Origin of the sequence: Streptomyces sp. NPDC059008 (assembly GCF_042749045.1) — a bacterium.
Lineage (GTDB): Bacteria > Actinomycetota > Actinomycetes > Streptomycetales > Streptomycetaceae > Streptomyces.
Window position 1 is genome coordinate 387,173 of record NZ_JBHYJC010000001.1, and the last position, 24,280, is coordinate 411,452.

The following is a 24,280-nucleotide window of genomic DNA, read 5'->3' on the forward strand; positions in this document are numbered from 1 at the left end:
CAAGCTTGCGCCGTGGATCGAAGTTCGTCAACATAGACGCATGTCGAATCAAAAGCTTGAGGTGCTCGGTCAGACCCAGGAGTGCTGCCCCGGGCTGCTGACCGCGCCGCTGGACGAGGATCAGGCCGGCGAGCTGGCGAAGGTCTTCAAGGCCCTCGGGGATCCGGTGCGGCTGCGACTGCTGTCGATGATCGCCTCCCGGGCCGGCGGCGAGGTGTGCGTGTGTGATCTGACGCCGGCCTTCGACCTGTCCCAGCCGACGATCTCCCACCACCTCAAGCTCTTGAAGCAGGCCGGGCTGATCGACTCCGAACGTCGCGGGACATGGGTGTACTACCGGCTGCTTCCCGAGATGACCGACCGGTTGGCCGGCATCCTCACCCGCCCCGCCGGCCGGCCCCTCACTCCGTCCGCCGAGGCGCCCGCGGAGGCCGCCTCATGACCACGCGGAACAGCGCTGCGGGGCCGGTCGCGGCCCGACTGTCGTTCCTTGACCGCTTCCTGGCCGCATGGATCCTGCTGGCCATGGCCGCCGGCCTGGTCCTGGGCCGTGCGGTGCCGGGCCTGGGGGACGCCCTGGCGAAGGTGACCGTCACCGGCGTCTCCCTGCCGATCGCGCTGGGCCTGCTGGTGATGATGTATCCGGTGCTGGCCAAGGTCCGCTATGACCGCCTGGACAGCGTCACCCGGGACCGCCGCCTGCTGATCCCCTCCCTGTTGATCAACTGGATCGCCGGCCCCGCCGTGATGTTCGCGCTCGCCTGGCTCTTCCTGCCCGACCTGCCGGAGTACCGGACCGGGTTGATCATCGTGGGGCTGGCCCGGTGCATCGCCATGGTCATCATCTGGAACGACCTGGCCTGCGGCGACCGCGAGGCCGCCGCCGTCCTCGTGGCCCTGAACTCGGTCTTCCAGGTCCTCGCGTTCAGCCTGCTGGGCTGGTTCTACCTCTCCGTCCTGCCCGGCTGGCTCGGCCTGCAACAGACCGGGCTGAACGTCGGCGTGTGGGAGATCGCCCGCAGTGTGCTGATCTTCCTCGGCATCCCCCTGGCCGCCGGGTTCCTCACCCGCCGCCTGGGGGAGAAGACCAAGGGCCGCACCTGGTACGAGACGAAGCTGATCCCCCGCATCGGCCCCTTCGCGCTCTACGGACTGCTGTTCACCATCGTCGTGCTCTTCGCCCTCCAGGGGGACGCGATCACCTCCCGCCCGCTGGACGTCGCACGCATCGCACTGCCGCTGCTGGTGTACTTCGCGCTCATGTGGGCCGGTTCCATGGCCCTGGGCAAGGCCGTCGGCCTGAACTACCCGAGGGCGACGACCCTGGCGTTCACCGCGGCCGGCAACAACTTCGAACTCGCCATCGCCGTCGCCATCGCGACCTTCGGCGCAACGTCCGGCCAGGCCCTGGCCGGTGTCGTCGGCCCTCTCATCGAGGTGCCGGTACTGATCGGCCTGGTCTACGTCGCCCTGGCCGCCCGCCGCCTCTTCCCCGACACCCCTGCCCCGGCCGCCGTGCCGGCCGGCCACCAGGAGCACGTCCATGACTGACCCCCGCAAGCCATCGGTGCTGTTCGTGTGCGTCCACAACGCCGGACGCTCGCAGATGGCCGCTGCCTTCCTCGCCGACCTCGCCCAGGGCAAGGTGGAGGTCCGCTCGGCCGGTTCGGCCCCCGCCGACACCGTCAACCCGGCCGTCGTCCAGGCGATGGCCGAGGTCGGCATCGATATCTCGGCCGAGACGCCGAAAGTGCTGACCGCCGAGACGGTGCGGGCATCCGACGTGGTGATCACCATGGGCTGCGGTGACGCCTGCCCGGTCTTCCCCGGCAAGAGGTATCTCGACTGGAAGTTGGAGGACCCGGCAGGCCGGGGTGTGGCCGCCGTCCGCCCGATCCGCGACGAGATCCGGGCCCGCGTCCGGGAGCTGCTGAGCGACCTCACTGACTGAGCGACGCCGACGGACCTCGGGCTCGCCGGCGGATCGGGCCTTGCGATGCCCGAGCGACGGCGGACGTGGCCGGTGTGCCGGGCATCGCAGGCCCACGGAGATCGGAGAGACCCGCCCTAGTCCGGCGTGTGATCCGGCCTCCCGTAATCCGGGCTGGTGAAGTCCGGGCTGGAGTAGCGGGGGCGGGAGCCCGACGAGCCGCTGTCGGGGCTGGTGAATTCGGGGCGGGTGTAGCCGAGGGTGGGGATGCGGCTCTCGGGAGCGGTGGTGCGGCGCGGGACGTAGCGGACCGGGTCGTCGTCGGGGGCGGCCGCCGGATCGGCCAGCGCTTCACGGAGGAAGGGCAGCACTCCGCGCTCCAGGAGGGCGCTCCGCCAGGCTTCGCGGGCGTCGTCCAGCGCCTCGCCCAGCTCGTCGGCTCTGGTGGACCGGGCGGACGGGCCGTTGCGCAGCGCCGTGACGAGCAGGCAGCCCATCGCGACGAGGGTCCCGGCGGCGGCCAGCGCGGCGAAGATCCAGCCGACGCTGATCAGCGGCTCCGCGAGGGACTTGTCGGGGCTGATGGTGCGCAGGACGTAGCCGATGAGGAGGAAGAGGACCGCGGCGATGCCCGCGAGGACCGGGGCGAGGACGGTGATCATCGCGGCCAGCCCGGCACCGGTGGTTTCGGCCTCGCCCATGGCCGTGGCGGTGGCCAGTCCCAGCCCCCCGTCGGCGGCCTCACCCAGCTCCTCGCCGCTCAGACCGGCGCCGGACGTTGCGGGCGCCGGCGCGCGCAACTCGGCGCGGAGCTGCACATAGCGCTGGTATTCGGCCGTTGCGCAGGCGGCGATGGCGGTGGTCGCGCTGAGCGCCATCGTGCGCAACTGCTCGGTGCTCAGGTGCTTTCCCGCGGCGGCGGTGGGGTCGTCCGGGCGGTATTCGGCGGTACGCAGCGCCTCATCGAGGATCCGCGTGAATTCCGCGCGATCCTCGTTCAGCAGGTGCGGAGCGCTGTTCATGTGCATCCCCCGATGCTCCGTAGGGCCGTACGGCCGGCGTTGGCCGGGCAGTGGGCGGAAACGGAGGAGAGCCTGCTACGGATAGCCCGATGGTAGAGCGACTCCGGCATGGGGTGACAGAGAGTTTGCGGAAATTGAGTAATGCCACGACCGGATTCCGTCTGTGCCGCCCCCCGATTCCGACCCGGCCGACCAGCCGCCAGGCTTGACGTACACCTGCCCCCGGAACGCTCAGCCAGTCAGCGGAAGTTGAACGACCAGCAGCTTTCCGGCCATCGTGATGCCGCCGTCCATGGCGATGGCCAGACCGTCGGCGTAGACGTGCGGACCGTCGACGGCGATGCCGTCGCCCTCGCTGTCCTCCGTGCCGACCTCGCCCAGCAGATACGGGATCGGGCTGTGGCCGTGGACGACGCGGTCCCCGCCGTAGGCGTCCAGCAGCTCGCGTACGGCCTGCGAGCCGGACTCGTCGCGGAAGGCGAAGCGCTTGGTGAACTTGCGGAACAGGTCCCAGACTTCGTCGGCGTCGCTGCGGGTGAGCACGTCGTGGACGTTGTCGTTGACGGCCTCGATGGAGTCGCCGTAGTCGAGGTAGGCGGTGGTGTCGGAGTGCACGAGCAGATGCCCGTCCTCCTCCATCACGGCGTCCAGCCGGGCCATCCACTGGAGGTGGTGGTCCTGCAGCCGGTCCATATCGGTCTTCTGGCCGCCGTTCAGGAGCCAGGCCGCCTGGAAGGAGGCGGTGCCGGCACCGGACTGCACGGGGGTGTCGCCGAACCGCTTGGCGCCCAGCAGCAGGAGCTCGTGGTTGCCCATCAGGGCCTTGCAGTAGCCGCCGGCCGCCGCGGCCTGGGCGGAGAGCTGCATGACCAGGTCGATCACGCCGATGCCGTCCGGGCCGCGGTCGGTGAAGTCGCCGAGGAACCAGAGCCGGGCGTTGCCGGCCGCCCAGTTGCCGTCGGCGTCGATCAGGCCCTCGGCGGCCAGCGCCTCGCGCAGCTCGTCGTAGTAGCCGTGCACATCGCCGACGACGTACAGCGGGCCCATGCCCTCGGGCGCGTCGGCCTCGTCGGCCGTCTCGGGCGCCGGGACGACGGCCGGGCGGTCGATGAGGGTGTCGGTGCGGCCCGGGGTGATGACCGGCAGATCGCGCGCGGTCGGGGTGTACTCCTCGGGCAGCTCGACCGGCTGGGCCGCGGGCGGCACCACGGGGGGCGCGGCCGGGGGGCCGGCGGGCAGATGGAGCGGCGGACCGGCGGGCGGGACGGGCGGGACGGGCGATCCGGCGGACATGCCGGAGGGCATTCCGGGCAACGGAGCGGACTCCGGAGTTTGTCCCCCCATGGTCCACACCATGGGTCCCTGACTGGCCCCCTGAGTCATCGACCCCTCCACCGTTGCGCCGCCGTGCACCTCTCGGACCTTTGCCTGGTCGACGGCGGTCCGCGGTGTCGTCCGCCCATCATAGGAACGCCGATCGCGGGTTGTGACGCACCCGGGGGTGGTCAATCCGGCGGAGCCCGCCGTTCACGGCTGATTTCTCCCGTGATCGCCCAGTTTTTTCCTGACCGAAGAGGCGACCGGTATTGGCCGGAACGCCCGCTCGTCCGTATATGGCAGCACGCTCACTCGCCTGCGGGTTTCCGTGGCGGACTGACCGTCGTCCTGGGGGACCGTCGCTGGGACGAGGTCCGCACGATCAGATCGGTCGGTATCACCTGTTCGATGGGCCGCCCGTTGTCGAGTCCTTCGATGGCGTCGATGAGGATCTGGACGACGGCGGTGCCGATGCGGCGCGGCTTGAGGGACAGGGTGGTGATGGGCGGCTCGGTGGTGGCGTAGACGGTGGACTCGCTGCAGCAGACCAGCAGCAGGTCCTCCGGCACCCGCAGGCCGTAGCGCCGTGCGGCGGCGAGCAGGTCGGTGCCGTTGGGGTCGAAGAGTCCGTAGACGGCGTCCGGCCGGTCAGGGCGGGCCAGCAGCCGGTCGGCGGCGACGGCCCCCGCGCACGGGTCGTGCGCCGGGTAGGACTCGTAGACCGGGTCCTGGCCGACCCGCTCGCACCAGCTCAGATAGGCGGTCGTCGACAGCCGGGTGTAGGTGTCGGTGGTGGTGCCCGTGAGCAGGCCGATGCGGCGGGCGCCGGCGTCGGCGAGGTGGTCGAGCAGGCCGAGGACGGCGGCTTCGTGATCGTTGTCGACCCAGCCGGTGACCGGCAGGGTGCCGCCGGGGCGGCCGTCGGAGACGACGGGAATGCCGTGCCGGACGAGCTCGGTGACGACGGGGTCCCCGTCGGCGGGGTCGATGACGACGGTGCCGTCCAGGGCGACGTTCGACCACACGTCGTGGCGGGAGGTCGCGGGGAGGATGACCAGCGCATAGCCGCGGGCCAGGGCCGCGGAGGTGGCGGCTCTGGCCATCTCCGCGAAGTACGCGAATTCGGTGAAGGTGAAAGGTTCATCCCCGTACGTGGTCACGGTCAGGCCGAGGAGCCCTGACTTGCCGGTACGGAGCGTGCGGGCGGCTGCGGACGGGCGGTAGCCCAGCCGGTCGGCCACCTCGCGGACGTGGCTACGGGTGGCATCCGGAAGCCGGCCCTTGCCGTTGAGCGCGTCGGAGACGGTCGTGATCGACACACCGGCTGCGGCGGCCACGTCCCGGATGCCCGCCCGCCCCAGCCGGCGACCGGTCGACCGGCTCACCTGGTGCTTCCCTGCTGCTGTCATGGCGAGCCGATAGTAGGGCTCGATAGGCCCAATCGCGGGGCTCGAACGAAGACGGTGGAAAGGCACGTTTCTGCATGGTGATGAGTCGTCAACTACCCATCAAACAAAGGAAGTTGGTGTCATCATCGAACGTTTGGGGGGTGATCTGGCGTCCTCGCCTGGCGATCGGTTCAGGTCTCGAAGCGGTCTCAAGTCACCTTGACGAGGGATGCGCGCCACGGCGCGAGCCACCGGCGCGCGCTGGTTCGGGGAGCGCGCCCCGGAGGCTTTGCGCGGGGTCGCGTCAAGCGGCCGGGCGGGGGCGGACGCGGTGCGGGCGGCGATCCGGGCCCCGGTCGGGGCTGACGCCGAACGGGCCAATCCTCATAAGGTGTGCAGTATTGAAGAGGAGCGGGATGGTCGAGGAGGACCTGCGGTGAGCGAGAAGACCCCGAAGCTGCGCGCTGCGCTGGACGGTATCCCCACCTACAAGCCGGGCCGGCCGGCGTCGACCGGTGGCCCGGTGGCGTACAAGCTGTCCTCCAACGAGAACCCCTATCCGCCGCTGCCGGGCGTCCTGGAGCAGGCGGTCACCGCCGCCGGCTCCTTCAACCGTTACCCGGACATGGCCTGCACGGGCCTGATGGCGGAGCTGTCCGAGCGGTTCTCGGTGCCGGTGGAGCATCTGGCGACCGGGACCGGATCGGTGGGCGTGGCCCAGCAGCTCGTCCAGTCGACGGCCGGGCCCGGCGATGAAGTGATCTACGCCTGGCGGTCGTTCGAGGCGTACCCGATCGTCACCCAGATCTCCGGCGCCACCCCGGTGCAGATCCCGCTGACCTCCGATGAGGTGCACGATCTGGACGCGATGCTCGCGGCGATCACCGACCGGACCCGGCTGATCTTCGTCTGCAACCCCAACAACCCCACGGGTACCGTCGTGCGCCGTGCGGAGCTGGAGTCCTTCCTGGACCAGGTGCCGAGCGATGTGCTGGTGGTGCTGGACGAGGCGTACCGCGAGTTCATCCGTGACGCCGAGGTGCCCGACGGCATCGACCTCTACCGCGACCGCCCCAACGTCTGTGTGCTGCGCACGTTCTCCAAGGCGTACGGCCTGGCGGGGCTGCGGGTCGGCTTCGCGGTGGCGCACGAGCCGGTGGCCGCCGCGCTGCGCAAGACGGCGGTGCCGTTCGGGGTGAGCCAGCTCGCGCAGGAGGCGGCGGTGGCGTCGCTGCGCAGCGAGCAGGCCCTGATGGAGCGGGTCGACGCGCTGGTGGCCGATCGCGCACGGGTGGTCGACGGTCTGCTCGGGCAGGGCTGGACGGTCCCCGAGACGCAGGCCAACTTCGTCTGGCTGCGGCTGGGGGACCGTACGACCGACTTCGCGGCGGCCTGTGAGCGGGCCGGCGTGGTCGTGCGCCCGTTCCCCGGCGAGGGCGTGCGGGTCACGATCGGCGAGAAGCCGGCGATGGACCTGTTCCTGCAGGCCGCGGAGGAGTTTCGCAAGGCGCTGTAAGCCGTCGTAAGACTTTGCCGGAGGCCGTGGGTCCCTGACCTGCGGCCTCAGGCTTTTTGGACGTGGATGGGGTCGCCGCTGCGGACGGTGGCCAGTGCGCGGGGGTCGCCGTCGATGCGGCCCAGCACGTTGCAGGGGGAGGCGAGGCGCGGCTTGTCCCCCTCGGATATCGGCGTGGGGCCGTAGGGCAGTGCGAGGGCGTTGCCCGGGGGCCAGAAGGCGACCGTGCCGGGTTCGACGACCTGGCGGGCGTCGGCCTCCAGCGCGGGTGTGAGGCCGGTGTCGAAGTAGACCTCGTCGCCCCAGGTGTGGGCGGTGGAGTCGACCGGCAGTGCGGCGACGAGTGCCGCGGCGGTCGGGGTGTCGTCGAGGGTGGCGGTCAATTGCCCTGCGGGCCATGTGATGCGGATCTTCATGGCGATGAATTCAACAATATGTTGAAGCCCTGAGGAAGAGGGTGTGCAGGCGCGCTCGGCGGGTTCGACAGAAGCGGCCATGTGCCACGGAATCGAGCGTGACCGCGGTCACGCACCCCCCTGGGTGTAGCGATTCGGCCATAGGAGATAATGCTTGTGAATGTGAACGCGTTCACAAGCCCGTCCCGGTATGTACCGCTTTATGTGGCGCAAAAGGGACATTGCCCCTAGGGCAATGGCGACGTAAGGAGAGCAAGGCGTGGAACTGGCGTTGGCGCCAGAGACACTGGCGCGATGGCAATTCGGCATCACGACCGTCTACCACTTCCTTTTCGTCCCCCTGACGATCTCCCTCGCCGCTCTGGTGGCCGGACTTGAGACCGCATGGGTGCGAACGGGCAAGGAGAAGTACCTCAAGGCCACCAAGTTCTGGGGCAAGCTGTTTCTGATCAATATCGCGATGGGTGTCGTCACCGGCATCGTCCAGGAGTTCCAGTTCGGTATGAACTGGTCCGACTACTCGCGGTTCGTCGGCGACGTCTTCGGTGCCCCGCTGGCCTTCGAGGCGCTCATCGCGTTCTTCTTCGAGTCCACCTTCATCGGACTGTGGATCTTCGGCTGGGGCAAGCTGCCCAAGAAGATCCACTGCTTCTGCATGTGGATGGTCTCGATCGGCACGATCCTCTCGGCGTACTTCATCCTCGCCGCGAACTCCTGGATGCAGCACCCGGTCGGCTACAAGTACAACGCCGCCAACGGGCGCGCCGAACTCACCGACTTCTGGAAGGTGCTGACCCAGGACACCACCCTGGTCGTGGTCTTCCACACGCTGACCGCGGCCTTCCTGACCGGCGCCGCGTTCATGGTCGGCATCTCCGCGTTCCACCTGATGCGCAAGAAGCACATCAAGGTCATGCGGACATCGCTGCGGCTCGGGCTGATCACCCTCGTCATATCCGGCACCCTCACCGCGGTCAGCGGTGACGAGCTGGGCAAGGTGATGTTCAAGCAGCAGCCCATGAAGATGGCCGCCGCAGAAGCGCTGTGGGAAACGGAGAAGCCCGCGCCGTTCTCGATCTTCGCCTACGGCGACGTCGACAAGGGCCACAACAAGGTCGCCATCGAGGTGCCCGGCCTGCTCTCCTTCCTCGCGCACAACGACTTCTCCTCGCCGGTGCCCGGCATCAACGACGTCAACAGGGCCGAGCAGCAGAAGTTCGGGCCCGGCGACTACCGGCCCAACATCCCGGTCGCCTACTGGGGCTTCCGCTGGATGATCGGCTTCGGTATGTCGTCGTTCGCCATCGGGCTCGCCGGGCTCTGGCTCACCCGCAAGAAGTTCTGGCTGGCGCCGGGGCTGCGCACGGGGGACGAGGAGCCACCCCGGCTCGCGCTCACCAAGAACAAGGCGCTCGGTGCCCGGCTGAGCAAGGCGTACTGGTCGCTCGCCTTCGTCACCCTCGGCTTCCCGCTCCTCGCGAGCTCGTGGGGCTGGATCTTCACCGAGATGGGCCGCCAGCCCTGGGTCGTCTACGGCGTGCTGCGCACCTCGGACGCGGTCTCCCCGGGAGTCTCGCAGGGCGAGGTGCTCACCTCCATGATCGTCTTCACCACGCTCTACGCGATCCTCGCCGTGGTCGAGGTCAAGCTGCTGGTGAAGTACGTCAAGGCCGGACCCCAGGAGCTCACCGACTCCGACCTCAACCCGCCCACCAAGATCGGCGGCGACAGTACCGACGCCGACCGGCCGATGGCCTTCTCGTACTAGGAGGCGACTGTGCAACTCCACGACGTCTGGTTCGTCCTTATCGCCTTCCTGTGGACCGGGTACTTCTTCCTCGAAGGGTTCGACTTCGGGATCGGCGTCCTGACCAAGCTCCTCGCCCGCGACCGCCGTGAGAAGCGCGTACTGATCAACACCATCGGGCCGGTGTGGGACGGCAACGAGGTCTGGCTGCTGTCCGCGGCCGGTGCGACCTTCGCCGCCTTCCCCGAGTGGTACGCCACCCTGTTCTCCGGCTTCTACCTCCCGCTGCTGGTCATCCTCGTCTGCCTGATCGTGCGCGGGGTCGCCTTCGAGTACCGCGCCAAGCGGAACGAGGAGCGCTGGCAGCGCAACTGGGAGCAGGCGATCTTCTGGACCTCGCTGCTGCCCGCGGTGCTGTGGGGTGTCGCGTTCGGCAACATCGTGCGCGGCGTGAAGATCGATGCGCACAAGGAGTACGTCGGAAGCCTTCTCGACCTGCTCAACCCGTATGCGATCCTCGGCGGCCTGGTCACGCTGACGCTGTTCACCTTCCACGGCGCGGTGTTCGCCTCGCTCAAGACGGTCGGTGACATACGGGAGCGGGCGCGCAGGACCGCGACCGTCCTCGGACTGATCACCGCCGTGCTCGCGGTCGGCTTCCTGAGCTGGACTCAGGCCGACAAGGGCGATGGCAGCAGCCTGATCGCGATGATCGTCGCGGTGGTCGCCCTGATCGCGGCGCTCGGGGCCAACAAGCTCGGGCGCGAGGGCTGGGCCTTCGCCTTCTCCGGCGTCACCATCGCGGCGGCGGTCGCGATGCTGTTCCTGACGCTCTTCCCGAACGTCATGCCGTCGACGCTGAACGAGAGCTGGAGTCTCACGGTCAGCAGTGCCTCGTCCAGTCCCTACACCCTGAAGATCATGACCTGGTGTGCGGTGATCGCCGCGCCCCTCGTGATGCTCTACCAGGGGTGGACGTACTGGGTGTTCCGCAAGCGAATCGGCACCCAGCACATCGCCGATGCCCACTAGCTGAACCGCCGCTCCTCGGGGCGGCCTCAGCAGGATGGAATGTTTCACGTGAAACCCGTCGACCCGCGTCTGCTCCGATACGCCCGCGCCACCCGCGGCTTCCTTGTCGCGGTGGTGGTACTCGGGCTTGCCGGAGCGGGCCTGGTCGTCGGCCAGGCGATGCTGATCGCCGAGATCGTGGTCGGCGCCTTCCAGCACGACCTCGATCTCGGCGGCCTGACCACACCACTGGCGCTGCTCGCTGCGGTCTCCGTCGGACGTGGCCTGATCTCCTGGCTCACCGAGCTGGCCGCGCACCGCGCCGGTGCGGCGGTGAAGTCGGAGCTGCGGATGCGGCTGGTCGAGCGGGCGGCACAGCTCGGGCCCGGCGCGTCCGCCATGTCCCGGGCCGGCGCCACCGAGCTGCGTACCGGCGAGCTCACCACCCTCGCCACCCGCGGTATCGACGCCCTGGACGACTACTTCTCGCGCTATCTGCCGCAGCTGGGACTGGCCGTCGTCGTTCCCGTCGCGGTGCTCGCCCGGATCGTCAGCGGCGACTGGGTCTCGGCGCTGACGATCGTCCTCACCCTCCCGTTGATCCCCCTTTTCATGATCTTGATCGGCTGGGCCACCCAATCCCGGATGGACCGCCAGTGGCGGCTGCTCGCCCGGCTCTCCGGGCACTTCCTCGACGTCGTCGAGGGCCTGCCCACCCTCAAGGTCTTCGGCCGGGCCAAGGCCCAGGCCGCCGCCATCCGAACCATCACCAGCGAGTACCGCCGCGCGACCCTGCGCACCCTGCGGATCGCCTTCCTCTCCTCCTTCGCGCTGGAGCTGCTCGCCACCATCTCGGTCGCGCTGGTCGCGGTCGGTATCGGGATGCGGCTGGTGCACGGCGAACTCGACCTCTACACCGGGCTGATGGTGCTGGTGCTGGCGCCCGAGGCGTATCTGCCGCTGCGGCAGGTGGGCGCGCAGTACCACGCCGCGGCCGAGGGGCTCGCGGCCGCCGAGGAGATCTTCGAGGTGCTGGAGACGCCGCTGCCGGTGCCCGGCACCGCGCCCGCCCCTCGGGGTACCGCCCTCGCCGTCGAGGAGCTGGTGGTCCGCCACCCCGGGCGGGCCGCCGACTCCCTTCCCGCGACCTCGTTCGAGGTCCGGACGGGCGAGACCGTCGCGCTGGTCGGCCCCTCCGGCGCCGGCAAGACCACGCTGCTGAGCGTGCTGCTCGGCTTCACCGAACCGTCCGAGGGCCGGGCCCTGGTCGACGGCCGGGACATCGCCTCCCTCGCCCCCGACAGCTGGCGACAGCGGATCGCCTGGGTTCCGCAGCACCCGCATCTGTTCGCCGGCTCGATCGCCGAGAACGTACGGCTGGCGCGGCCGGACGCGGACGACGCGGCGGTACGCACCGCGCTCGCCGACGCCGGGGCGCTGGACTTCGTCGACGCGCTGCCCGACGGCACGGCGACCCGGCTCGGCGAGTCCGGCGCCGGGCTCTCCGCCGGTCAGCGCCAGCGCCTCGCGCTCGCCCGGGCCTTCCTCGCCGACCGCCCGATCCTGCTCCTGGACGAGCCCACTGCGAATCTGGACGGCGAGACCGAGGAGGCGATCGTCGCCGCGGTCCGCCGGCTCGCGGTCGGCCGTACGGTGCTGCTCGTGGTGCACCGGCCCGCGCTGCTGGCGGTGGCGGACCGGGTCGTGCGACTGCCCGATCCGGCAGCCGCCGCGGAGCCGGCACCGGTGCCGGTCGCGGTCGCGGCCCGCGACCGGGTCCCGGACTCCGCCGCGGCCCCGGGCGGGCCCGCCGATCCCGCGTACTCGGGCGAGGCCGGGGCGGACGCCGCCCACGGTGGCGCGCTCACCCGTCTGCGCCGGATGGCGCGTGCCCGCCGGGCGAGGTTCGGGCTGGCGCTGCTGTTGGGGAGCCTCGCGCTGGGCAGCGCGGTGGGCCTGATGGCGACCTCAGGGTGGCTGATCTCGCGGGCCGCGCAGCAACCGCCGGTGCTGTATCTGATGGTGGCGGTGACCGCGACCAGGGCGTTCGGCATCGGGCGCGCGGTCTTCCGGTACGCCGAGCGGCTGGTCGCCCATGACGCGGTGTTCCGGATGCTCGCCGACGTACGCGTCGCCGTCTTCCGGCGGCTGGAGCGGCTGGCGCCGGCCGGGCTCAAGGAGCGCAGCCGCGGCGATCTGCTGTCGCGGCTGGTCGCCGATGTCGATGCGGTGCAGGACTACTTCCTGCGGTGGCTGCTGCCCATCGGGGCGGCGGTGGTGGTCGGCGCGGGCGCCGTCGGCTTCACCGGCTGGCTGCTGCCGGAGGCGGGGGCAATCCTCGCCGTCGGGCTGCTGCTCGCGGGTGCGGGGGTGCCGTTGCTCTCGGGCGCGCTGGCCCGGCGGACGGAGCGCCGGCTGGCGCCGGCCCGCGGCCGGCTCGCCACGCGGGTCGTCGAGGTGCTTACAGGGACCGCCGAGTTGACGGTGGCCGGCGCGCTCAGGGCCCGTACGGAATCGGTGCGGCGCGCGGACCGCGAGCTGACCCGGATCGCCTCCCGCTCGGCCGCCGTGGCCGGGACCGGTGCCGGGCTCTCGGCGCTGCTGTGCGGGCTGACGGTCGCCGCCGCCGCGGTCGTCGGCGTCCAGGCCGTGCACTCGGGCCGACTGGACGGGGTGGCGCTGGCGGTCGTCGTGCTCACCCCGCTCGCCGCGTTCGAGGCGGTGACCGGGCTGCCGCTGGCGGTGCAGTACCGGCAGCGCACCCGGCACGCCGCGGAGCGGATCTTCGAGGTGCTGGACGCCCCTGCGCCGGTGCACGAGCCGACCGCGCCCGCGGCGGCTCCCGAGACGCCGTTCCCGCTGATCGTACGGGATCTGGCCGCGCGCCACGGCGGCTCGGCCCGGCCGGCGTTGGACGGGGTCGGCCTCACCCTGACGGCCGGCCGCCGGGTCGCCGTCGTCGGTCCGTCCGGTTCCGGCAAGACCACGCTGGCGCAGGTGCTGCTGCGCTTCCTGGACCCCGAGTCGGGGGCGTACACGCTGGGCGGGACGGACGCCCGGACGCTGGACGGCGACGCGGTACGGCGGCTGGTGGGGCTGTGCGCGCAGGACGCGCACCTCTTCGACAGCTCGCTGCGGGAGAACCTCAGGCTCGCCCGCCGGGACCGGCGCGCGGACCTGGGCGACGCCGATGACCAGGACCTTTGGGACGCCCTGGGCCGGGCGCGGCTCGCCGACTGGGTGCGCGGGCTGCCCGACGGTCTGGACACCATGGTCGGGGAGCACGGCGCCCGGCTGTCCGGTGGCCAGCGGCAGCGGCTGGCCCTGGCCCGTGCGCTGCTCGCGGACTTCCCGGTGCTCGTTCTGGACGAGCCCGCCGAGCATCTGGATCTGGCCACCGCCGATGCGCTGACCGCCGATCTGCTGGCTGCGACCGAGGGCCGTACGACGGTGCTGATCACCCACCGGCTCACCGGGCTCGACGCCGTCGACGAGGTGCTGGTGCTGGATCGCGGACACGTCGTGCAGCGCGGGGGATACGCGGAGCTGGCGGCGGCCGACGGCCCGTTCCGGCGGATGCTGGAGCGCGAGCGGGCGGTGGACGCGGCCCTGCCGATGGCCGGATCCGTAGAAATGGCTCCGTAAATGTCCCCTTATTAGGCTCTTGAGCATGGCAGCCACGGCAGGATCCGCGGGCCCGGACCCCATGGGCGCCGGGCGCGGTGAGGCGAGCCCGGCTCCCGATCCCATGGACGCCGCCACCGAGGCCACCCGCAGCCTGCAGGGGCTGTCGTCCGAGCTGACCGCCCGGGTGCCGCAGCTGCTGGAGGCGATGCGCACCGTCGGCGCGGGTCTCGACCTGCACATCACCCTCGACCGGATCGTGGAGACCGCCGCCGAGCTCGCCGATGCCCGTTACGCCGCCATCGGCATCATCGACGACGCCCGCGAGGGGCTGTCGGACTTCGTGACGTACGGCGTGACCGCGCAGGAGCACAAGCGGATCGGTGCGCTGCCCGACGGGCACAAGGGCCTGCTCGGGGCGCTCATCCACGACCCCAAGCCGCTGCGCCTCGCCGACCTCACCCAGGACTCCCGCTCGGCCGGATTCCCGCCGGGCCATCCGCCGATGCGGACGTTCCTGGGGGTGCCGGTCCGCGTCCAGGGCGAGATCTTCGGCAATCTGTATCTGACGGAGAAGCGCGGCGGCGGGGAGTTCAGCGAGGAGGACCTGCACATGGTGCGGGTGCTCGCCACCGAGGCCGGTATCGCGATCGGCAACGCCCGGCTGCACGCGGCGACCCGGCAGCGGGAGCGGTGGATCGACGGTTCGGTGGCGGTGACCACCGAACTTCTCGCCGGCAGCGACGTCGACGACGCACTCGCGGTGGTCGCCGAGCAGGCGCGGAAGCTGGCGGACTCGGCGGCCGGCATCGTGCTGCTGCCCGACGACGAGGGCGGTCTGGAGATCGTCGCGGTCTCGGCGGACGAACCCGCCGGGATCATGGGGACGCAGATTCCGCCCGACAGCCCGGTGGCCGAACAACTCCTCGCCGGGGAGCCGGTGTTCGTGGACGACTCGGCCACCGACCCGCGCATGGTGACGGCCCTCGCACCCCGCTTCGGGCCGAGCATGATGCTGCCGCTCAAGAGCGGCGGCCGGGTGCTCGGCACGCTGGCCACCCCGCGGTCCCGTGGCGCCCGCCCGTTCACCGGCGCCGAGCGGACCCTGGCCACCCAGTTCGCCGCGCAGGCCGCGCTGGCGCTGGTGCTGGCCGACGCCCAGCGCGACCGTGAGCGCCTGGCGGTCTATCAGGACCGCGACCGGATCGCCCGTGACCTGCACGATCTCGTCATCCAGCGGCTGTTCGCGACGGGCATGATGCTGGAGGGCGCCCAGCGCAGATCCGTCGTGCCCGAGGTGGTGCAGGGCGTCGGCAAGGCCGTCGACGAGCTGGACGTCACCATCCAGGAGATCAGGACCGCGATCTTCGCCCTCCAGCAGGGCCCGGCCGAGGCGCCGTCCGGGCTGCGCACCCGCGTGCTGCGGGAGATCGGCACCGCCGCCGTACCGCTCGGTTTCCAGCCGTCGGCCAGTTTCGTCGGCGCGGTCGACTCGAGGGTCGGCGAGCTGACCGGCAAGAACCTGATTGCCGCGCTGCGCGAGGCGCTGTCGAACGCCTTCCGGCACGCTCAGGCCTCCCGGATCGAGGTCGTCGTCGACGCGACGATCAGACTGCCGGACGGTGCCGAGGGGGTCCGTCTGACCGTCGCCGACGACGGCATCGGCATCCCGGACGGCGGCCGCCGCAGCGGCCTGAAGAACCTCGCCAAGCGTGCGGAATCGCTGGGCGGCTGCAGCACGTATGGGCCGGGGCTCGGCACGGACGGAACGGGGACGATGGTGACGTGGGAGGCGCCGCTGTGAGGGCGCGCCTCGTCGAGGCGGACGTTGCACGCGCGGGATGTTTCACGTGAAACCGTCCGGCCCGTGCTCGGTCAGGGCCGGCGTCCGTGTTCCTGAAGGATCTCCTCGATGACGATCGCGACGCCGTCGTCGTTGTTGGACGCCGTACGGTGCGTGGTGGCCGCCAGTACCTCCGGGTGGGCGTTGGCCATGGCGTACGAGGTGCCGGCCCAGGTCAGCATCTCTATATCGTTGGGCATGTCCCCGAAGGCGACGACCTCATCCGGCGTGATGCCGCGCTCCGCGCAGCAGTGGGCGAGGGTGCCGGCCTTGCTGACGCCCGAGCCGCTGATCTCCAGCAGGGCGGTCGGGCTGGAGCGGGTGAAGGACGCGAGATCGCCCGCGGCCTTACGGGCCAGCGCCAGGAAGGCGTCGGGCTCCAGCTCGGGGTGGTGCGCGAGCAACTTGATGACGGGCTGGTCGGGGAAGTCGGGGGCGCCGCCGTCAGTGCCGTCCAGCGGCGCCACGAAGTCCTCGGCCAGCAGCTTCTCCGCCGGTGCGACGCACGCGGTGGGATCCAGCAGGAGCGGCGGATACTGCGGCTCGTAGTGGATGCCGCTGGTGCGCTCGACCGCGAACGAGGTGCCGGGCGCCGCGTTGCGCAGCGCGTCCACGACCTGGAGTGCGGCCGTGCGTTCCAGGGGGTTGACCTCGACGATGCGGCCGCCGCGGTGGAGATCGACCACGGCCGCACCGTTCGCGCAGATCGCCAGGCCGTGACCGTGCACATGGTCGCTGACCGGGCCCATCCAGCGGGCCGGCCGGCCGGTGACGAAGAACACCTCGATACCGGCCCGCTCGGCGGCGGCGAGCGCGGCGATCGTCCGGTCGGAGACCGTCTTGTCGTCATGCAGCAGCGTGCCGTCGAGGTCGGTGGCGATCAGCCGGGGCGCAACGGCTGGTCCGGGCGCCCGGGGCGGTGTGGCGGGGGCATCAGTCACGGCCCCATCTTCCCGTACCACTGCGCACAGGCGTGCGGTGGGTTGCGCGGATGAGCCCGGAACGTCCGGGTCGAGGGGTGCGAACGGGGGTGGTACGGGTGGGGAAGAAGGCGGATCGTTGCGAGCGTGCGGGCCGCCGTACGCTCGGAGGCATGCGACTGAGCACCGTGATACTTCCCGTCCGCCGTTGGTCCGAAGGTGGGCGGGAGGAGTGGCAGCGCGCCGAGGAGCTGGGCTTCCACGCCGCCTACACCTACGACCACCTCTCATGGCGGACCTTCCGCGACCAGACCTGGTTCGGTGCCCTGCCGACGCTGACCGCCGCCGCGGCGGCGACCTCGCGAATGCGGCTGGGCACCCTGGTCACCTCGCCGAACTTCCGGCACCCGGTCACCCTCGCCAAGGAGCTGATCTCGCTCGACGACATCAGCGACGGCCGGATCACGCTGGGCATCGGAGCCGGCGGCAACGGCTTCGACGCCACCGCGCTCGGCCAGGAGGCCTGGTCGCCGCGGGAACGGGCGGACCGCTTCGCCGAGTTCGTGCTGCTTCTGGACCGCCTGCTGACCGAGGACGCGGTCTCCTACGAGGGCACGCACTACTCCGCGGACGAGGCGCGCAACATCCCCGGCTGTGTGCAGCGCCCCCGGCTTCCGTTCGCGGTGGCGGCCACCGGGCCGCGCGGGCTCAAGCTGGCCGCCCAGTACGGCCAGGCCTGGGTGACGACCGGCGACCCCAAGGTCTCCAACGGGGGCGGTACGTCGGACGAATCGCTCCAGGCGGTCCGAGGGCAGGTCGAACGGCTTGCCAAGGCCTGCGCCGAGGGGGGCAGGGACGCCGGTGAACTGCAGAAGATCATGCTGAGCGGATTCACCCCGGACCGTCCGCTGGACTCCGTGGACGCCTTTGTGGACTTCGCGGGCCGGCATGCCGAGCTGGGCTTCGACGAGCTGGTGATCCACTGGCCGATCGCCGACTCGCTCTTCGCGGCCGACACCGCGGTCTTCGAGCGGATCGCCACGGAGGGCCTGGCGCAGCTGCGCAAGTAGGCCGTCCCGGGCCGGGCGCCAGGTGGGCCGCCGCGCTCGTCGGCGCCCTCCGGGTGGCCCGACGCGCCCGACCGCCTCTGGCCTCAGCTTTACCCCCTATATAGCAAGGAAGAGGGAGAATCGGGACAACGGCGCAGTGCGCGGGCACGGTGCGCAGGGCGGGGCTCCGCACCGGCGGTCGGCGCACTGCGCGAAGTGCGGCTTTTGTGGAGGAGCCATGGCACGGACCCGATTCGCTCCGGATCGCGGACTCACCTCGCGCATGGTCACGACGATGTTCTTCATCGGACTGCTGTACGTCGTGGTCGTCGGCGTGCTGGTGGTGCTGCTCAAGGGCGCCTGGGTGGTGGTGCTGCTGCTCGCGGGCGGCCTGTTCGTCGCGCAGTTCTGGTTCAGCGACCGGATCGCGGCGTTCAGCATGGGCGCGCGCGAGGTCACGCCGGAGCAGGCGCCCGAACTGCACGGCGCGGTCGACCGGCTGTGTGCGCTGGCCGATATGCCCAAGCCGCGGGTCGCGATCGCCGAGTCGGACGTGCCGAACGCGTTCGCGACGGGCCGTAATCAGAAGAACTCCATGGTCTGTGCCACGACGGGGCTGTTGCGACGGCTGGAGCCGGAGGAGCTGGAGGGGGTGCTGGCACACGAGCTCTCCCATGTCGCCCACCGTGATGTCGCGGTGATGACCATCGCGTCCTTCCTCGGTGTACTGGCGGGCATCATCACCCGGGCCGCCCTGTGGAGCGGCGTAGGCCGCAACAACCGCGACCAGAACGCGGCCATCGCCGTGCTCATCGTCACCGCCGTCAGTGTGGCCGTCTACGCGATCAGCTTCCTGCTGACCCGGCTGCTGTCCCGCTACCGCGAGCTGTCCGCCGACCGGGCCGCCGCGCTGCTCACCGGCCGGCCGTCGGCGCTGGCCGCCGCGCTCACGAAGGTCACCGGCCAGATCGCGCGGATCCCGACCGAGGACCTGCGCAAGGCCCAGCCGTTCAACGCGTTCTACTTCGCCCCGGCGTTCAACAAGGAGAGCTTCAGTCGGCTGCTGTCCTCGCACCCGACGCTGGAGGCGCGGCTGGAGCAGTTGGGACGCATCGCGGCGCAGCTGGGTCGGCCGTGACGGGCCGGAAGCGAAAGGAGTAAGCCGCGCATGGGATTTCTGGACGCCATCCTCGGCCGCAGCAAGCCGGTACGCCCCGACCTGGACCAGCTCTTCGCGCTGCCGTCGGCCGCGGTGACGCTGCAGGCCGCGGCCGATTTCGAAGCCACCGGCGTGGGGTCGGTGTGCTTCGCGAGCGTCGAGGGCGGTGCGTTCGCCCGCATCCAGGAGGAGGCGCGGGCTCTGCTGGACGGGTCGGTGGAGTTCTCGCAGGACTCCTACGGCTATACGTGGCTGCTCGTACGGCACGCGCCGCAGGACGTGGCCGGCCTGGTCAACGACCTGCACGCGGTCAACACCTCCCTGGAGGAGGCGGGGTTCGGGCCGCAGCTGCTGTGCTCGCTGCTCGGCTTCCGCGATGCCCGGCAGCGGTCGCTGGCGCTGGTCTACCTCTACAAGCGGGGCACGTTCTACCCCTTCGCGCCGAAGCAGGAGGGCGGCGAGAAGCGCGACAACCCGCTGGAGCTGCAGGTGCGGGCGATGCTCGGGGACGATCTGACGATCGAGAAGGACCTGGCGCGGTGGTTCCCGGTGTGGGGGGCGCCAGGGCTGTGAGCGCCTGGGTGCCTGGGTATGCGGGGCTCAGCCCGGAAAGCGCAGGAACCGGGCCGGTACGCGGCTGGTGAGCCAGACGCCGTTGGCGCTGACCTGGAAGACGTGGCCGGCCCGATGCATCGCCGCCGCGTCCACGATCAGAACCACGGGCCTGCCGCGCCGTGCACCCACCCGGGTCGCGGTTTCGCGGTCGGGCGAGAGGTGGACGGCGTGCCGGGACATCGGCCGCAGCCCCTCGGCCCGGATGGCGGCCACATTGCGGGCCACCGTGCCGTGGAAGAGGCACGGGGGTGGTACGGCCGGGGGCAGATCGAGGTCCACCCGCACGGAGTGCCCCTGGCTGGCGCGTATCCGGCCGTCCTGCATGGCGTAGCGCTGCTTGTCGTTGTCGGCCACCACCGACTCCAACTCCGCCCGGGAGAAGCGGAATCCATGGTGAGCGGCGGCCGCTATGAGCTCCTCCACGGGCACCCAGCCCTGGGCGTCGAGGGTGATGCCGATCCGCTCCGGTTCATGGCGCAGATGCTTCGCCAGATACTTCGAGATGCGCACGGAGCGCTGGTTGTCCATGTCTCCAGGGTGCCGCGCGCAGGCGACGGCGGCACCTGAATTCGAGTCCGGACAACGGCGTCACTCCGCCTCTTCGGCGGCTTCCCCGTGCGGCTTCGCCTCGTGCCTCCCGCGCGCGAGCTCGCTCGCCTTCGTCGCCCGTGCGCTGGTCACCTCTTCGGCCGCCCAGCGGGCCCACTCCTCGAGGGCAGCTGTCATCCGCAGGCCGTACTCCAGGACGATCCGCCCGTGCACCGAGATCATCTCCTCGTCCCAGTCGGTGTTCTGAGCGATCTGCTCGTACGTGGCGTGGGCGCGGGCGGCGAACTCGGCCTTCTGGAGCAGGTACGCCTGCGCTTCGAGCGGGGTGACGATGCCGAGGAAGAAGACGCGCAGCACGCTGTCGTCGCGCGTGGGGCCGCCGGGCGGGACGTCGGTGAGCCAGTGGCGCAGCTCCGCCAGGCCCTCCTCGGTGATCGCGTACTCCTTGCGGCCGCGCGGGCCGTGGGCGGCGACCTCGACGAGGCCGGCGGTGGTGAGCTTGGTGAGCTCGCCGTACACCTGACTCTGCGTGGCCGGCCAGACGTTCGAGAGCGAGGCGTTGAACAGCTTCATCAGGTCGTAGCCGCTCGCCGGGGATTCGGCCAGCAGGCCCAGCACCGCATGTCTCAGGCTCATGGTTCGCACTTTACCTTCCACTCTTGACATGTCAAAGGTGGAGCTTCTACATTCGACATGTCGAAGTTGGAATGTGCGGGCCGGGCCTCCAAGCGTGCGGTCGCGATCGAAATCGGGGGAATCATGAACTACTTGCGCGGCTTCATCCCATGGCTGGTCTTCGCGGGGGTGGGCTCGTTCGGCTGGCAGTGGGGCGCACTGGCCGGCCTGGTGGTTTCGGTCGTGCTGCTCATAGCCGACCGCGCCGCCGGCCTGTCGCTGGACTACCGCCTGCTGGAGTACGGCACGATCGTCTTCTTCGCGGGACTCAGCGTGCTGGCCTTCGCCCAGCCCGACAGCGGGCTCAAGATGTACGGCAGTTCGCTCTCGATGGGCTGGCTGGCTCTCATCGCCTGGGTGTCGATCGCTGTGCAGCGCCCCTTCACGATGGGGATCGCACGCCGTATGGCCCCGCCGGAGGTCTGGCGCACCCCGCTCTTCCGCCGCATCAACGTGGTGCTCACGGCGGCATGGGCGGTGTCCTTCACCCTTACCGCGACCGCTCAGGCCGTCGTCTCCGCCTACGAGTTGAACACGGTCTTCACGGTCGTCATCCAGGTCGCCGGGTTCGTGCTCCCCGTCCGCTTCACCTCCAGCTACCCGGAGCGAGCCAAGGCTCGATTCCTGCAGCAGTCCAGTGTGCGTACCGACATCCAGGAAGGCCTGGCGTCATGACCACCACACCCCCCACCACCGCAACCGAATCCACCGCCCCCGCACCGCACATGGCAGGCAACTTCGCACCGGTCAAGGAGGAGCTGACCGCCTACGACCTCCCGGTCACCGGCACGATCCCTCCCGAGCTCAGCGGCTGGTTCCTGCGCAACGGTCCCAACCCTCGGGACGCCGCCACACCGCACTGGTTCTTCGGTGACGGCATGGTCCACGGACTGCGCCTGGAGGGCGGCCGGGCGGTCTCCTACCGCAACCGCTGGGTGCGCACCTCCACCTTCACCGACGGTGCGCCCGTCCTGGACGCCCAAGGCCGCCGCGATCTGACGGCGGGCGCGGCCAATACCCACATCGTCCGCCATGCCGGCCGCACGCTCGCACTGGTCGAGTCGTCGCTCCCCTACGAGATCGACTGCCGGCCCGGCCATGAGCTGGAGACCATCGGCGTCCATGACTTCGACGGCCGGCTCACCACTCAGATGACCGCCCACCCCAAGACCTGCCCCTCGACCGGTGAGCTGCACTTCTTCGGCTATGGCGGCTCCACCCCGCCCTATCTCACCTATCACCGTGCCGATGCGTCGGGGGAGTTGGTGATCAGCCGCCCCATCGATGTCCCGGGGCACACGATGATGCATGACTTCCATCTGACCGAGGGGCATGTCGTCTTCATGGACCTGCCGCTCGTCCATGACCGCAACCACCCCGGCATGCCGTACCGCTGGGATCCGGAGTACGGCGCCCGGCTGGGTGTGCTGCGTCGTGACGACCCCTATGGCGAGGTCCGCTGGCTGCCCCTCGACCCCTGCTATGTCTTCCACGCGCTGAACGCCCATGACGACGGCGATCACCGCATCGTTCTCCATGTCTCCCGCTATGCCGACTTCGGGGGCGGGACCCCTCCCTGCCTCTGGCGCTGGACGATCGATCTCGCCGCCGGCACCGTCAGCGAGGAACAGCTCGACGACCAGTTCTGCGAATTCCCGAGGGTCGACGACCGACTCACCGGGCAGCCGGCCCGCTTCGGCCATGCCACAGCGGCCGAGGGCCCCGGGAGCGGGCAGATACCCGGCGCCCTTCTCCGCTACGACCTGCTGACCGGCGCGGTTGTCCGGCACGACTTCGCCGCGGGGCGCACTCCGGGCGAGGCGGTCTTCGCCCCCGCCGACAACCGTCCGGGGGGTCCGGGCTGGCTGATCACTTACGTCTATGACGCCACCACCGACACCAGCGATCTGGTCGTGCTCGACGCCGAGGACATATCCGCCGACCCCGTCGCCACGGTCCATCTCCCGCAGCGTGTGCCCTATGGCTTCCATGGCAACTGGCTGCCGGATGACGTGGGTTGATGGAGTCGGCACGGCGAGCGGCCTGGGGCGTGGAGCGGCCGCGCTCGACTGATTCTTGACAACTGAAGAGCGGGTGAGAACGGGCGCGGGGAGGCCGAGGTGTCAGCCGCGCTCCGGCCCGGCCGGGCAGGCCCGGGGCTCTCTCTTCGACCAGGGAGCCCCTATGCCTCGGGGGCGTCCGGGCGGCACTCGGCGGAGACCAGCGCGTCCATGGTGCGGGCCTGCACCTCGCGGCGGGCGGCGGCGGTGATGAACGCGGCGGTGTTCTCCGCGCCCACCAGGGCCCGCACGGCCCGCACCGCCTCGGCGGGCAGCACCACTGCCTCGGAGGCCGCTTCCGAGTCGGTCGCGGGACGGGGGTCCGCGACCGGCCGGACGTCGGGCGTCCCGGGGGACCTCCGCTCCGTTTCCAGGAGCGCCCCGTTGAGGTGACGGCGCAGATGGCGGGCCGCCAAGGTGCGCATGGCGCGGGCGAGTTCGGCGTCGATGGTCTGCTGGGCCAGTGGGCGCAGCCGGCGTACCAGGGCGGCGGCCTCCGCCGCCTCGGCATCGGTGGGTGGGTGGTCCAGGAACGGCTGGAAGACATGCTCGGTGGTGAAGTCCAGGAAGCGGGCGGCGATGTGCTCCACCTGGCCGCGCAGTTCCCGAAGGTGACCCGAGATGGCGGGTAGGGGGACGCCGGCGGAGTGCAGTTCGGCGGCGACGGCGAGCTCCTGCGGGCTGGGCACGAGGAACTCGTCGTCCCGGCCGGGGACACGTTCCAGGATGCCCAGTTCGACGGCCTCGGTGACCGCCGCCTCGTCGGGGACGCCCCCGAAGGCAGCGCTCAGATCGGCGCGGCTGATGCGGGATGCCTTCTCGTCGGTCCAGGGCCCGTCGATCTCGGCGACCAGCCCCAGGACCCCGCCGAGGTCGAGACCGGCGTCCCAGGCCTCGAGGAGTTCCTTGATGCTGGCGAGGGTGTAGCCGCGGTCGAGCAGATCGGTGATCTGCCGCAGCCGAGCCAGATGGGCATCGCCGTAGACATTGGCGCGGCCGCGGCGTTCGGGGCGGGGGAGCAGCCCGCGGTCCTGGTAGGCGCGGATCGTACGGACCGTGGCGCCGCTGATGTGGGCCAGGTCCTCGATGCGGTATTCGGCCGTGCGGGGTGCGGCCGTCGGCGGCTGCTCGGTCACTGCGGTGCTCCTCACGAGATGGCCGCGCGTGACGAGACGGTCGCCCGGCCCACCGCACCCGCCGCGGCCGGCGCGGCCTGGGAGGACGCCAGGTGGGCGACGGCCGTGCGCAGCGGCCCTTCCTGCGAGGGATGGTACGACCGCCGCAGACACCGCGGTATCGCCGCTCCCAGCTCATGCCGGGTGGGACGCAGGCCGTTGCGCGACACCGGGCGCGACATGATCGCGTGGTGCTGGTGCTGGTGCTGGTGCTGGTGCTGGCTCTCCCGCTGGTACGCGGTCCTCATGCGCGACTCCTGACGT

General features: G+C 70.8%; 21 protein-coding genes and 1 pseudogene. 13 read left to right on the plus strand and 9 right to left on the minus strand.

The genetic code is table 11. The features are described 5' to 3' along the window. Positions 1–40: 40 nt before the first annotated feature. The 3 genes from ACFWZH_RS01785 to ACFWZH_RS01795 are packed head-to-tail and all read left to right on the plus strand — an operon-like array spanning position 41 to position 1,951. On the plus strand, positions 41–442 hold the full coding sequence (locus ACFWZH_RS01785; protein ID WP_384424284.1) for an ArsR/SmtB family transcription factor: 402 nt from the start codon (positions 41–43) through the stop codon (positions 440–442). Further along, on the plus strand, positions 439–1,551 hold the full coding sequence (gene arsB / locus ACFWZH_RS01790; protein WP_384424285.1) for an ACR3 family arsenite efflux transporter: 1,113 nt from the start codon (positions 439–441) through the stop codon (positions 1,549–1,551). Before ACFWZH_RS01785 ends, arsB begins: the two co-directional genes overlap by 4 nt. After that, entirely contained in the window at positions 1,544–1,951 is a 408-nt protein-coding gene (locus tag ACFWZH_RS01795; protein WP_384424286.1) for an arsenate reductase ArsC, read from the plus strand. Before arsB ends, ACFWZH_RS01795 begins: the two co-directional genes overlap by 8 nt. A gap of 116 nt (positions 1,952–2,067) precedes the next feature. Here ACFWZH_RS01795 and ACFWZH_RS01800 read toward each other — a convergent pair whose 3' ends face one another. The 3 genes from ACFWZH_RS01800 to ACFWZH_RS01810 form a co-directional block, all read right to left on the minus strand. After that, positions 2,068–2,958, minus strand: a complete 891-nt coding sequence (locus tag ACFWZH_RS01800) for a hypothetical protein (RefSeq protein WP_384424287.1) — start codon at positions 2,956–2,958, stop codon at positions 2,068–2,070. Positions 2,959–3,183: 225 nt separating this feature from the next. Further along, positions 3,184–4,245 (minus strand): metallophosphoesterase, encoded by a 1,062-nt coding sequence (locus ACFWZH_RS01805; RefSeq protein WP_384424288.1) that lies wholly within the window; start codon positions 4,243–4,245, stop codon positions 3,184–3,186. A gap of 332 nt (positions 4,246–4,577) precedes the next feature. Further along, on the minus strand, positions 4,578–5,678 hold the full coding sequence (locus ACFWZH_RS01810) for a LacI family DNA-binding transcriptional regulator (protein WP_384424289.1): 1,101 nt from the start codon (positions 5,676–5,678) through the stop codon (positions 4,578–4,580). A gap of 415 nt (positions 5,679–6,093) precedes the next feature. On the opposite strand from ACFWZH_RS01810, the gene hisC reads away from it, so the two are divergent. Next, the gene (gene hisC, locus ACFWZH_RS01815; RefSeq protein ID WP_384424290.1) at positions 6,094–7,173 is read left to right on the plus strand and encodes a histidinol-phosphate transaminase; all 1,080 of its coding nucleotides are present in this window, start codon (positions 6,094–6,096) and stop codon (positions 7,171–7,173) included. 47 nt (positions 7,174–7,220) lie between these two features. Here the strand turns inward: hisC and ACFWZH_RS01820 are convergent, their stop codons facing one another. Further along, a complete protein-coding gene (locus tag ACFWZH_RS01820) occupies positions 7,221–7,589 on the minus strand; it encodes a cyclophilin-like fold protein (RefSeq protein WP_384424291.1) in 369 nt (122 codons plus the stop codon). A gap of 259 nt (positions 7,590–7,848) precedes the next feature. Between ACFWZH_RS01820 and ACFWZH_RS01825 the strand changes: the two genes are divergently transcribed. The 4 genes from ACFWZH_RS01825 to ACFWZH_RS01840 all read left to right on the plus strand — a co-directional run bounded on the left by ACFWZH_RS01825 (position 7,849) and on the right by ACFWZH_RS01840 (position 15,775). Beyond that, on the plus strand, positions 7,849–9,357 hold the full coding sequence (locus ACFWZH_RS01825; RefSeq protein ID WP_384424292.1) for a cytochrome ubiquinol oxidase subunit I: 1,509 nt from the start codon (positions 7,849–7,851) through the stop codon (positions 9,355–9,357). Between the two features lie 9 nt (positions 9,358–9,366). Next, complete coding sequence (gene cydB / locus ACFWZH_RS01830) at positions 9,367–10,368, plus strand: cytochrome d ubiquinol oxidase subunit II (RefSeq protein WP_384424293.1); 1,002 nt, start codon at positions 9,367–9,369, stop codon at positions 10,366–10,368. Between the two features lie 39 nt (positions 10,369–10,407). Beyond that, the gene (cydD, locus tag ACFWZH_RS01835; RefSeq protein WP_384424294.1) at positions 10,408–13,992 is read left to right on the plus strand and encodes a thiol reductant ABC exporter subunit CydD; all 3,585 of its coding nucleotides are present in this window, start codon (positions 10,408–10,410) and stop codon (positions 13,990–13,992) included. 103 nt (positions 13,993–14,095) lie between these two features. Next, the gene (locus ACFWZH_RS01840; RefSeq protein ID WP_384424627.1) at positions 14,096–15,775 is read left to right on the plus strand and encodes a GAF domain-containing sensor histidine kinase; all 1,680 of its coding nucleotides are present in this window, start codon (positions 14,096–14,098) and stop codon (positions 15,773–15,775) included. 71 nt (positions 15,776–15,846) lie between these two features. Here the strand turns inward: ACFWZH_RS01840 and ACFWZH_RS01845 are convergent, their stop codons facing one another. Continuing rightward, complete coding sequence (locus ACFWZH_RS01845) at positions 15,847–16,755, minus strand: Cof-type HAD-IIB family hydrolase (RefSeq protein ID WP_384424295.1); 909 nt, start codon at positions 16,753–16,755, stop codon at positions 15,847–15,849. Between the two features lie 152 nt (positions 16,756–16,907). Between ACFWZH_RS01845 and ACFWZH_RS01850 the strand changes: the two genes are divergently transcribed. From ACFWZH_RS01850 to ACFWZH_RS01860, 3 genes are all read left to right on the plus strand, one after another. Beyond that, positions 16,908–17,804 carry an LLM class flavin-dependent oxidoreductase gene (locus ACFWZH_RS01850; protein ID WP_384424296.1) on the plus strand — a complete coding sequence of 299 codons (897 nt, stop codon included), beginning with the start codon at positions 16,908–16,910 and terminating at the stop codon, positions 17,802–17,804. 217 nt (positions 17,805–18,021) lie between these two features. After that, positions 18,022–18,921: a zinc metalloprotease HtpX gene (gene htpX, locus ACFWZH_RS01855; RefSeq protein ID WP_384424297.1), complete on the plus strand. Its 900-nt coding sequence runs from the start codon at positions 18,022–18,024 to the stop codon at positions 18,919–18,921. Between the two features lie 30 nt (positions 18,922–18,951). Continuing rightward, a complete protein-coding gene (locus tag ACFWZH_RS01860; RefSeq protein ID WP_384424298.1) occupies positions 18,952–19,515 on the plus strand; it encodes a hypothetical protein in 564 nt (187 codons plus the stop codon). 27 nt (positions 19,516–19,542) lie between these two features. Here ACFWZH_RS01860 and ACFWZH_RS01865 read toward each other — a convergent pair whose 3' ends face one another. Together ACFWZH_RS01865 and ACFWZH_RS01870 are read right to left on the minus strand one after the other, a co-directional pair. After that, on the minus strand, positions 19,543–20,085 hold the full coding sequence (locus ACFWZH_RS01865) for an RNA 2'-phosphotransferase (protein ID WP_384424299.1): 543 nt from the start codon (positions 20,083–20,085) through the stop codon (positions 19,543–19,545). Between the two features lie 60 nt (positions 20,086–20,145). Continuing rightward, positions 20,146–20,742 carry a PadR family transcriptional regulator gene (locus tag ACFWZH_RS01870; protein WP_384424300.1) on the minus strand — a complete coding sequence of 199 codons (597 nt, stop codon included), beginning with the start codon at positions 20,740–20,742 and terminating at the stop codon, positions 20,146–20,148. 57 nt (positions 20,743–20,799) lie between these two features. On the opposite strand from ACFWZH_RS01870, the gene ACFWZH_RS01875 reads away from it, so the two are divergent. Together ACFWZH_RS01875 and ACFWZH_RS01880 are read left to right on the plus strand one after the other, a co-directional pair. Next, on the plus strand, positions 20,800–21,456 hold the full coding sequence (locus ACFWZH_RS01875) for a hypothetical protein (RefSeq protein WP_384424301.1): 657 nt from the start codon (positions 20,800–20,802) through the stop codon (positions 21,454–21,456). Beyond that, entirely contained in the window at positions 21,453–22,802 is a 1,350-nt protein-coding gene (locus ACFWZH_RS01880) for a carotenoid oxygenase family protein (protein WP_384424302.1), read from the plus strand. Before ACFWZH_RS01875 ends, ACFWZH_RS01880 begins: the two co-directional genes overlap by 4 nt. 161 nt (positions 22,803–22,963) lie before the next feature. Here ACFWZH_RS01880 and ACFWZH_RS01885 read toward each other — a convergent pair whose 3' ends face one another. Continuing rightward, complete coding sequence (locus ACFWZH_RS01885; RefSeq protein ID WP_384424303.1) at positions 22,964–23,977, minus strand: MerR family transcriptional regulator; 1,014 nt, start codon at positions 23,975–23,977, stop codon at positions 22,964–22,966. A gap of 11 nt (positions 23,978–23,988) precedes the next feature. After that, a pseudogene (locus tag ACFWZH_RS01890) lies at positions 23,989–24,180 on the minus strand (metal-dependent hydrolase); the annotation flags it as partial. Positions 24,181–24,280 lie beyond the last annotated feature (100 nt).

Excerpts from the sequence above, each read along its gene's own strand:
- ACFWZH_RS01785 (WP_384424284.1), top strand. The coding sequence starts at position 41 with ATGTCGAATCAAAAGCTTGAGGTGCTCGGTCAGACCCAGGAGTGCTGC.
- arsB (WP_384424285.1), top strand. The coding sequence starts at position 439 with ATGACCACGCGGAACAGCGCTGCGGGGCCGGTCGCGGCCCGACTGTCG.
- ACFWZH_RS01795 (WP_384424286.1), top strand. The coding sequence starts at position 1,544 with ATGACTGACCCCCGCAAGCCATCGGTGCTGTTCGTGTGCGTCCACAAC.
- ACFWZH_RS01800 (WP_384424287.1), bottom strand. The coding sequence starts at position 2,958 with ATGCACATGAACAGCGCTCCGCACCTGCTGAACGAGGATCGCGCGGAA.
- ACFWZH_RS01805 (WP_384424288.1), bottom strand. The coding sequence starts at position 4,245 with ATGTCCGCCGGATCGCCCGTCCCGCCCGTCCCGCCCGCCGGTCCGCCG.
- ACFWZH_RS01810 (WP_384424289.1), bottom strand. The coding sequence starts at position 5,678 with ATGACAGCAGCAGGGAAGCACCAGGTGAGCCGGTCGACCGGTCGCCGG.
- ACFWZH_RS01820 (WP_384424291.1), bottom strand. The coding sequence starts at position 7,589 with ATGAAGATCCGCATCACATGGCCCGCAGGGCAATTGACCGCCACCCTC.
- cydD (WP_384424294.1), top strand. The coding sequence starts at position 10,408 with ATGTTTCACGTGAAACCCGTCGACCCGCGTCTGCTCCGATACGCCCGC.
- ACFWZH_RS01840 (WP_384424627.1), top strand. The coding sequence starts at position 14,096 with ATGGACGCCGCCACCGAGGCCACCCGCAGCCTGCAGGGGCTGTCGTCC.
- ACFWZH_RS01850 (WP_384424296.1), top strand. The coding sequence starts at position 16,908 with ATGCGACTGAGCACCGTGATACTTCCCGTCCGCCGTTGGTCCGAAGGT.
- htpX (WP_384424297.1), top strand. The coding sequence starts at position 18,022 with ATGGCACGGACCCGATTCGCTCCGGATCGCGGACTCACCTCGCGCATG.
- ACFWZH_RS01860 (WP_384424298.1), top strand. The coding sequence starts at position 18,952 with ATGGGATTTCTGGACGCCATCCTCGGCCGCAGCAAGCCGGTACGCCCC.
- ACFWZH_RS01865 (WP_384424299.1), bottom strand. The coding sequence starts at position 20,085 with ATGGACAACCAGCGCTCCGTGCGCATCTCGAAGTATCTGGCGAAGCAT.
- ACFWZH_RS01870 (WP_384424300.1), bottom strand. The coding sequence starts at position 20,742 with ATGAGCCTGAGACATGCGGTGCTGGGCCTGCTGGCCGAATCCCCGGCG.
- ACFWZH_RS01875 (WP_384424301.1), top strand. The coding sequence starts at position 20,800 with ATGTCGAAGTTGGAATGTGCGGGCCGGGCCTCCAAGCGTGCGGTCGCG.
- ACFWZH_RS01880 (WP_384424302.1), top strand. The coding sequence starts at position 21,453 with ATGACCACCACACCCCCCACCACCGCAACCGAATCCACCGCCCCCGCA.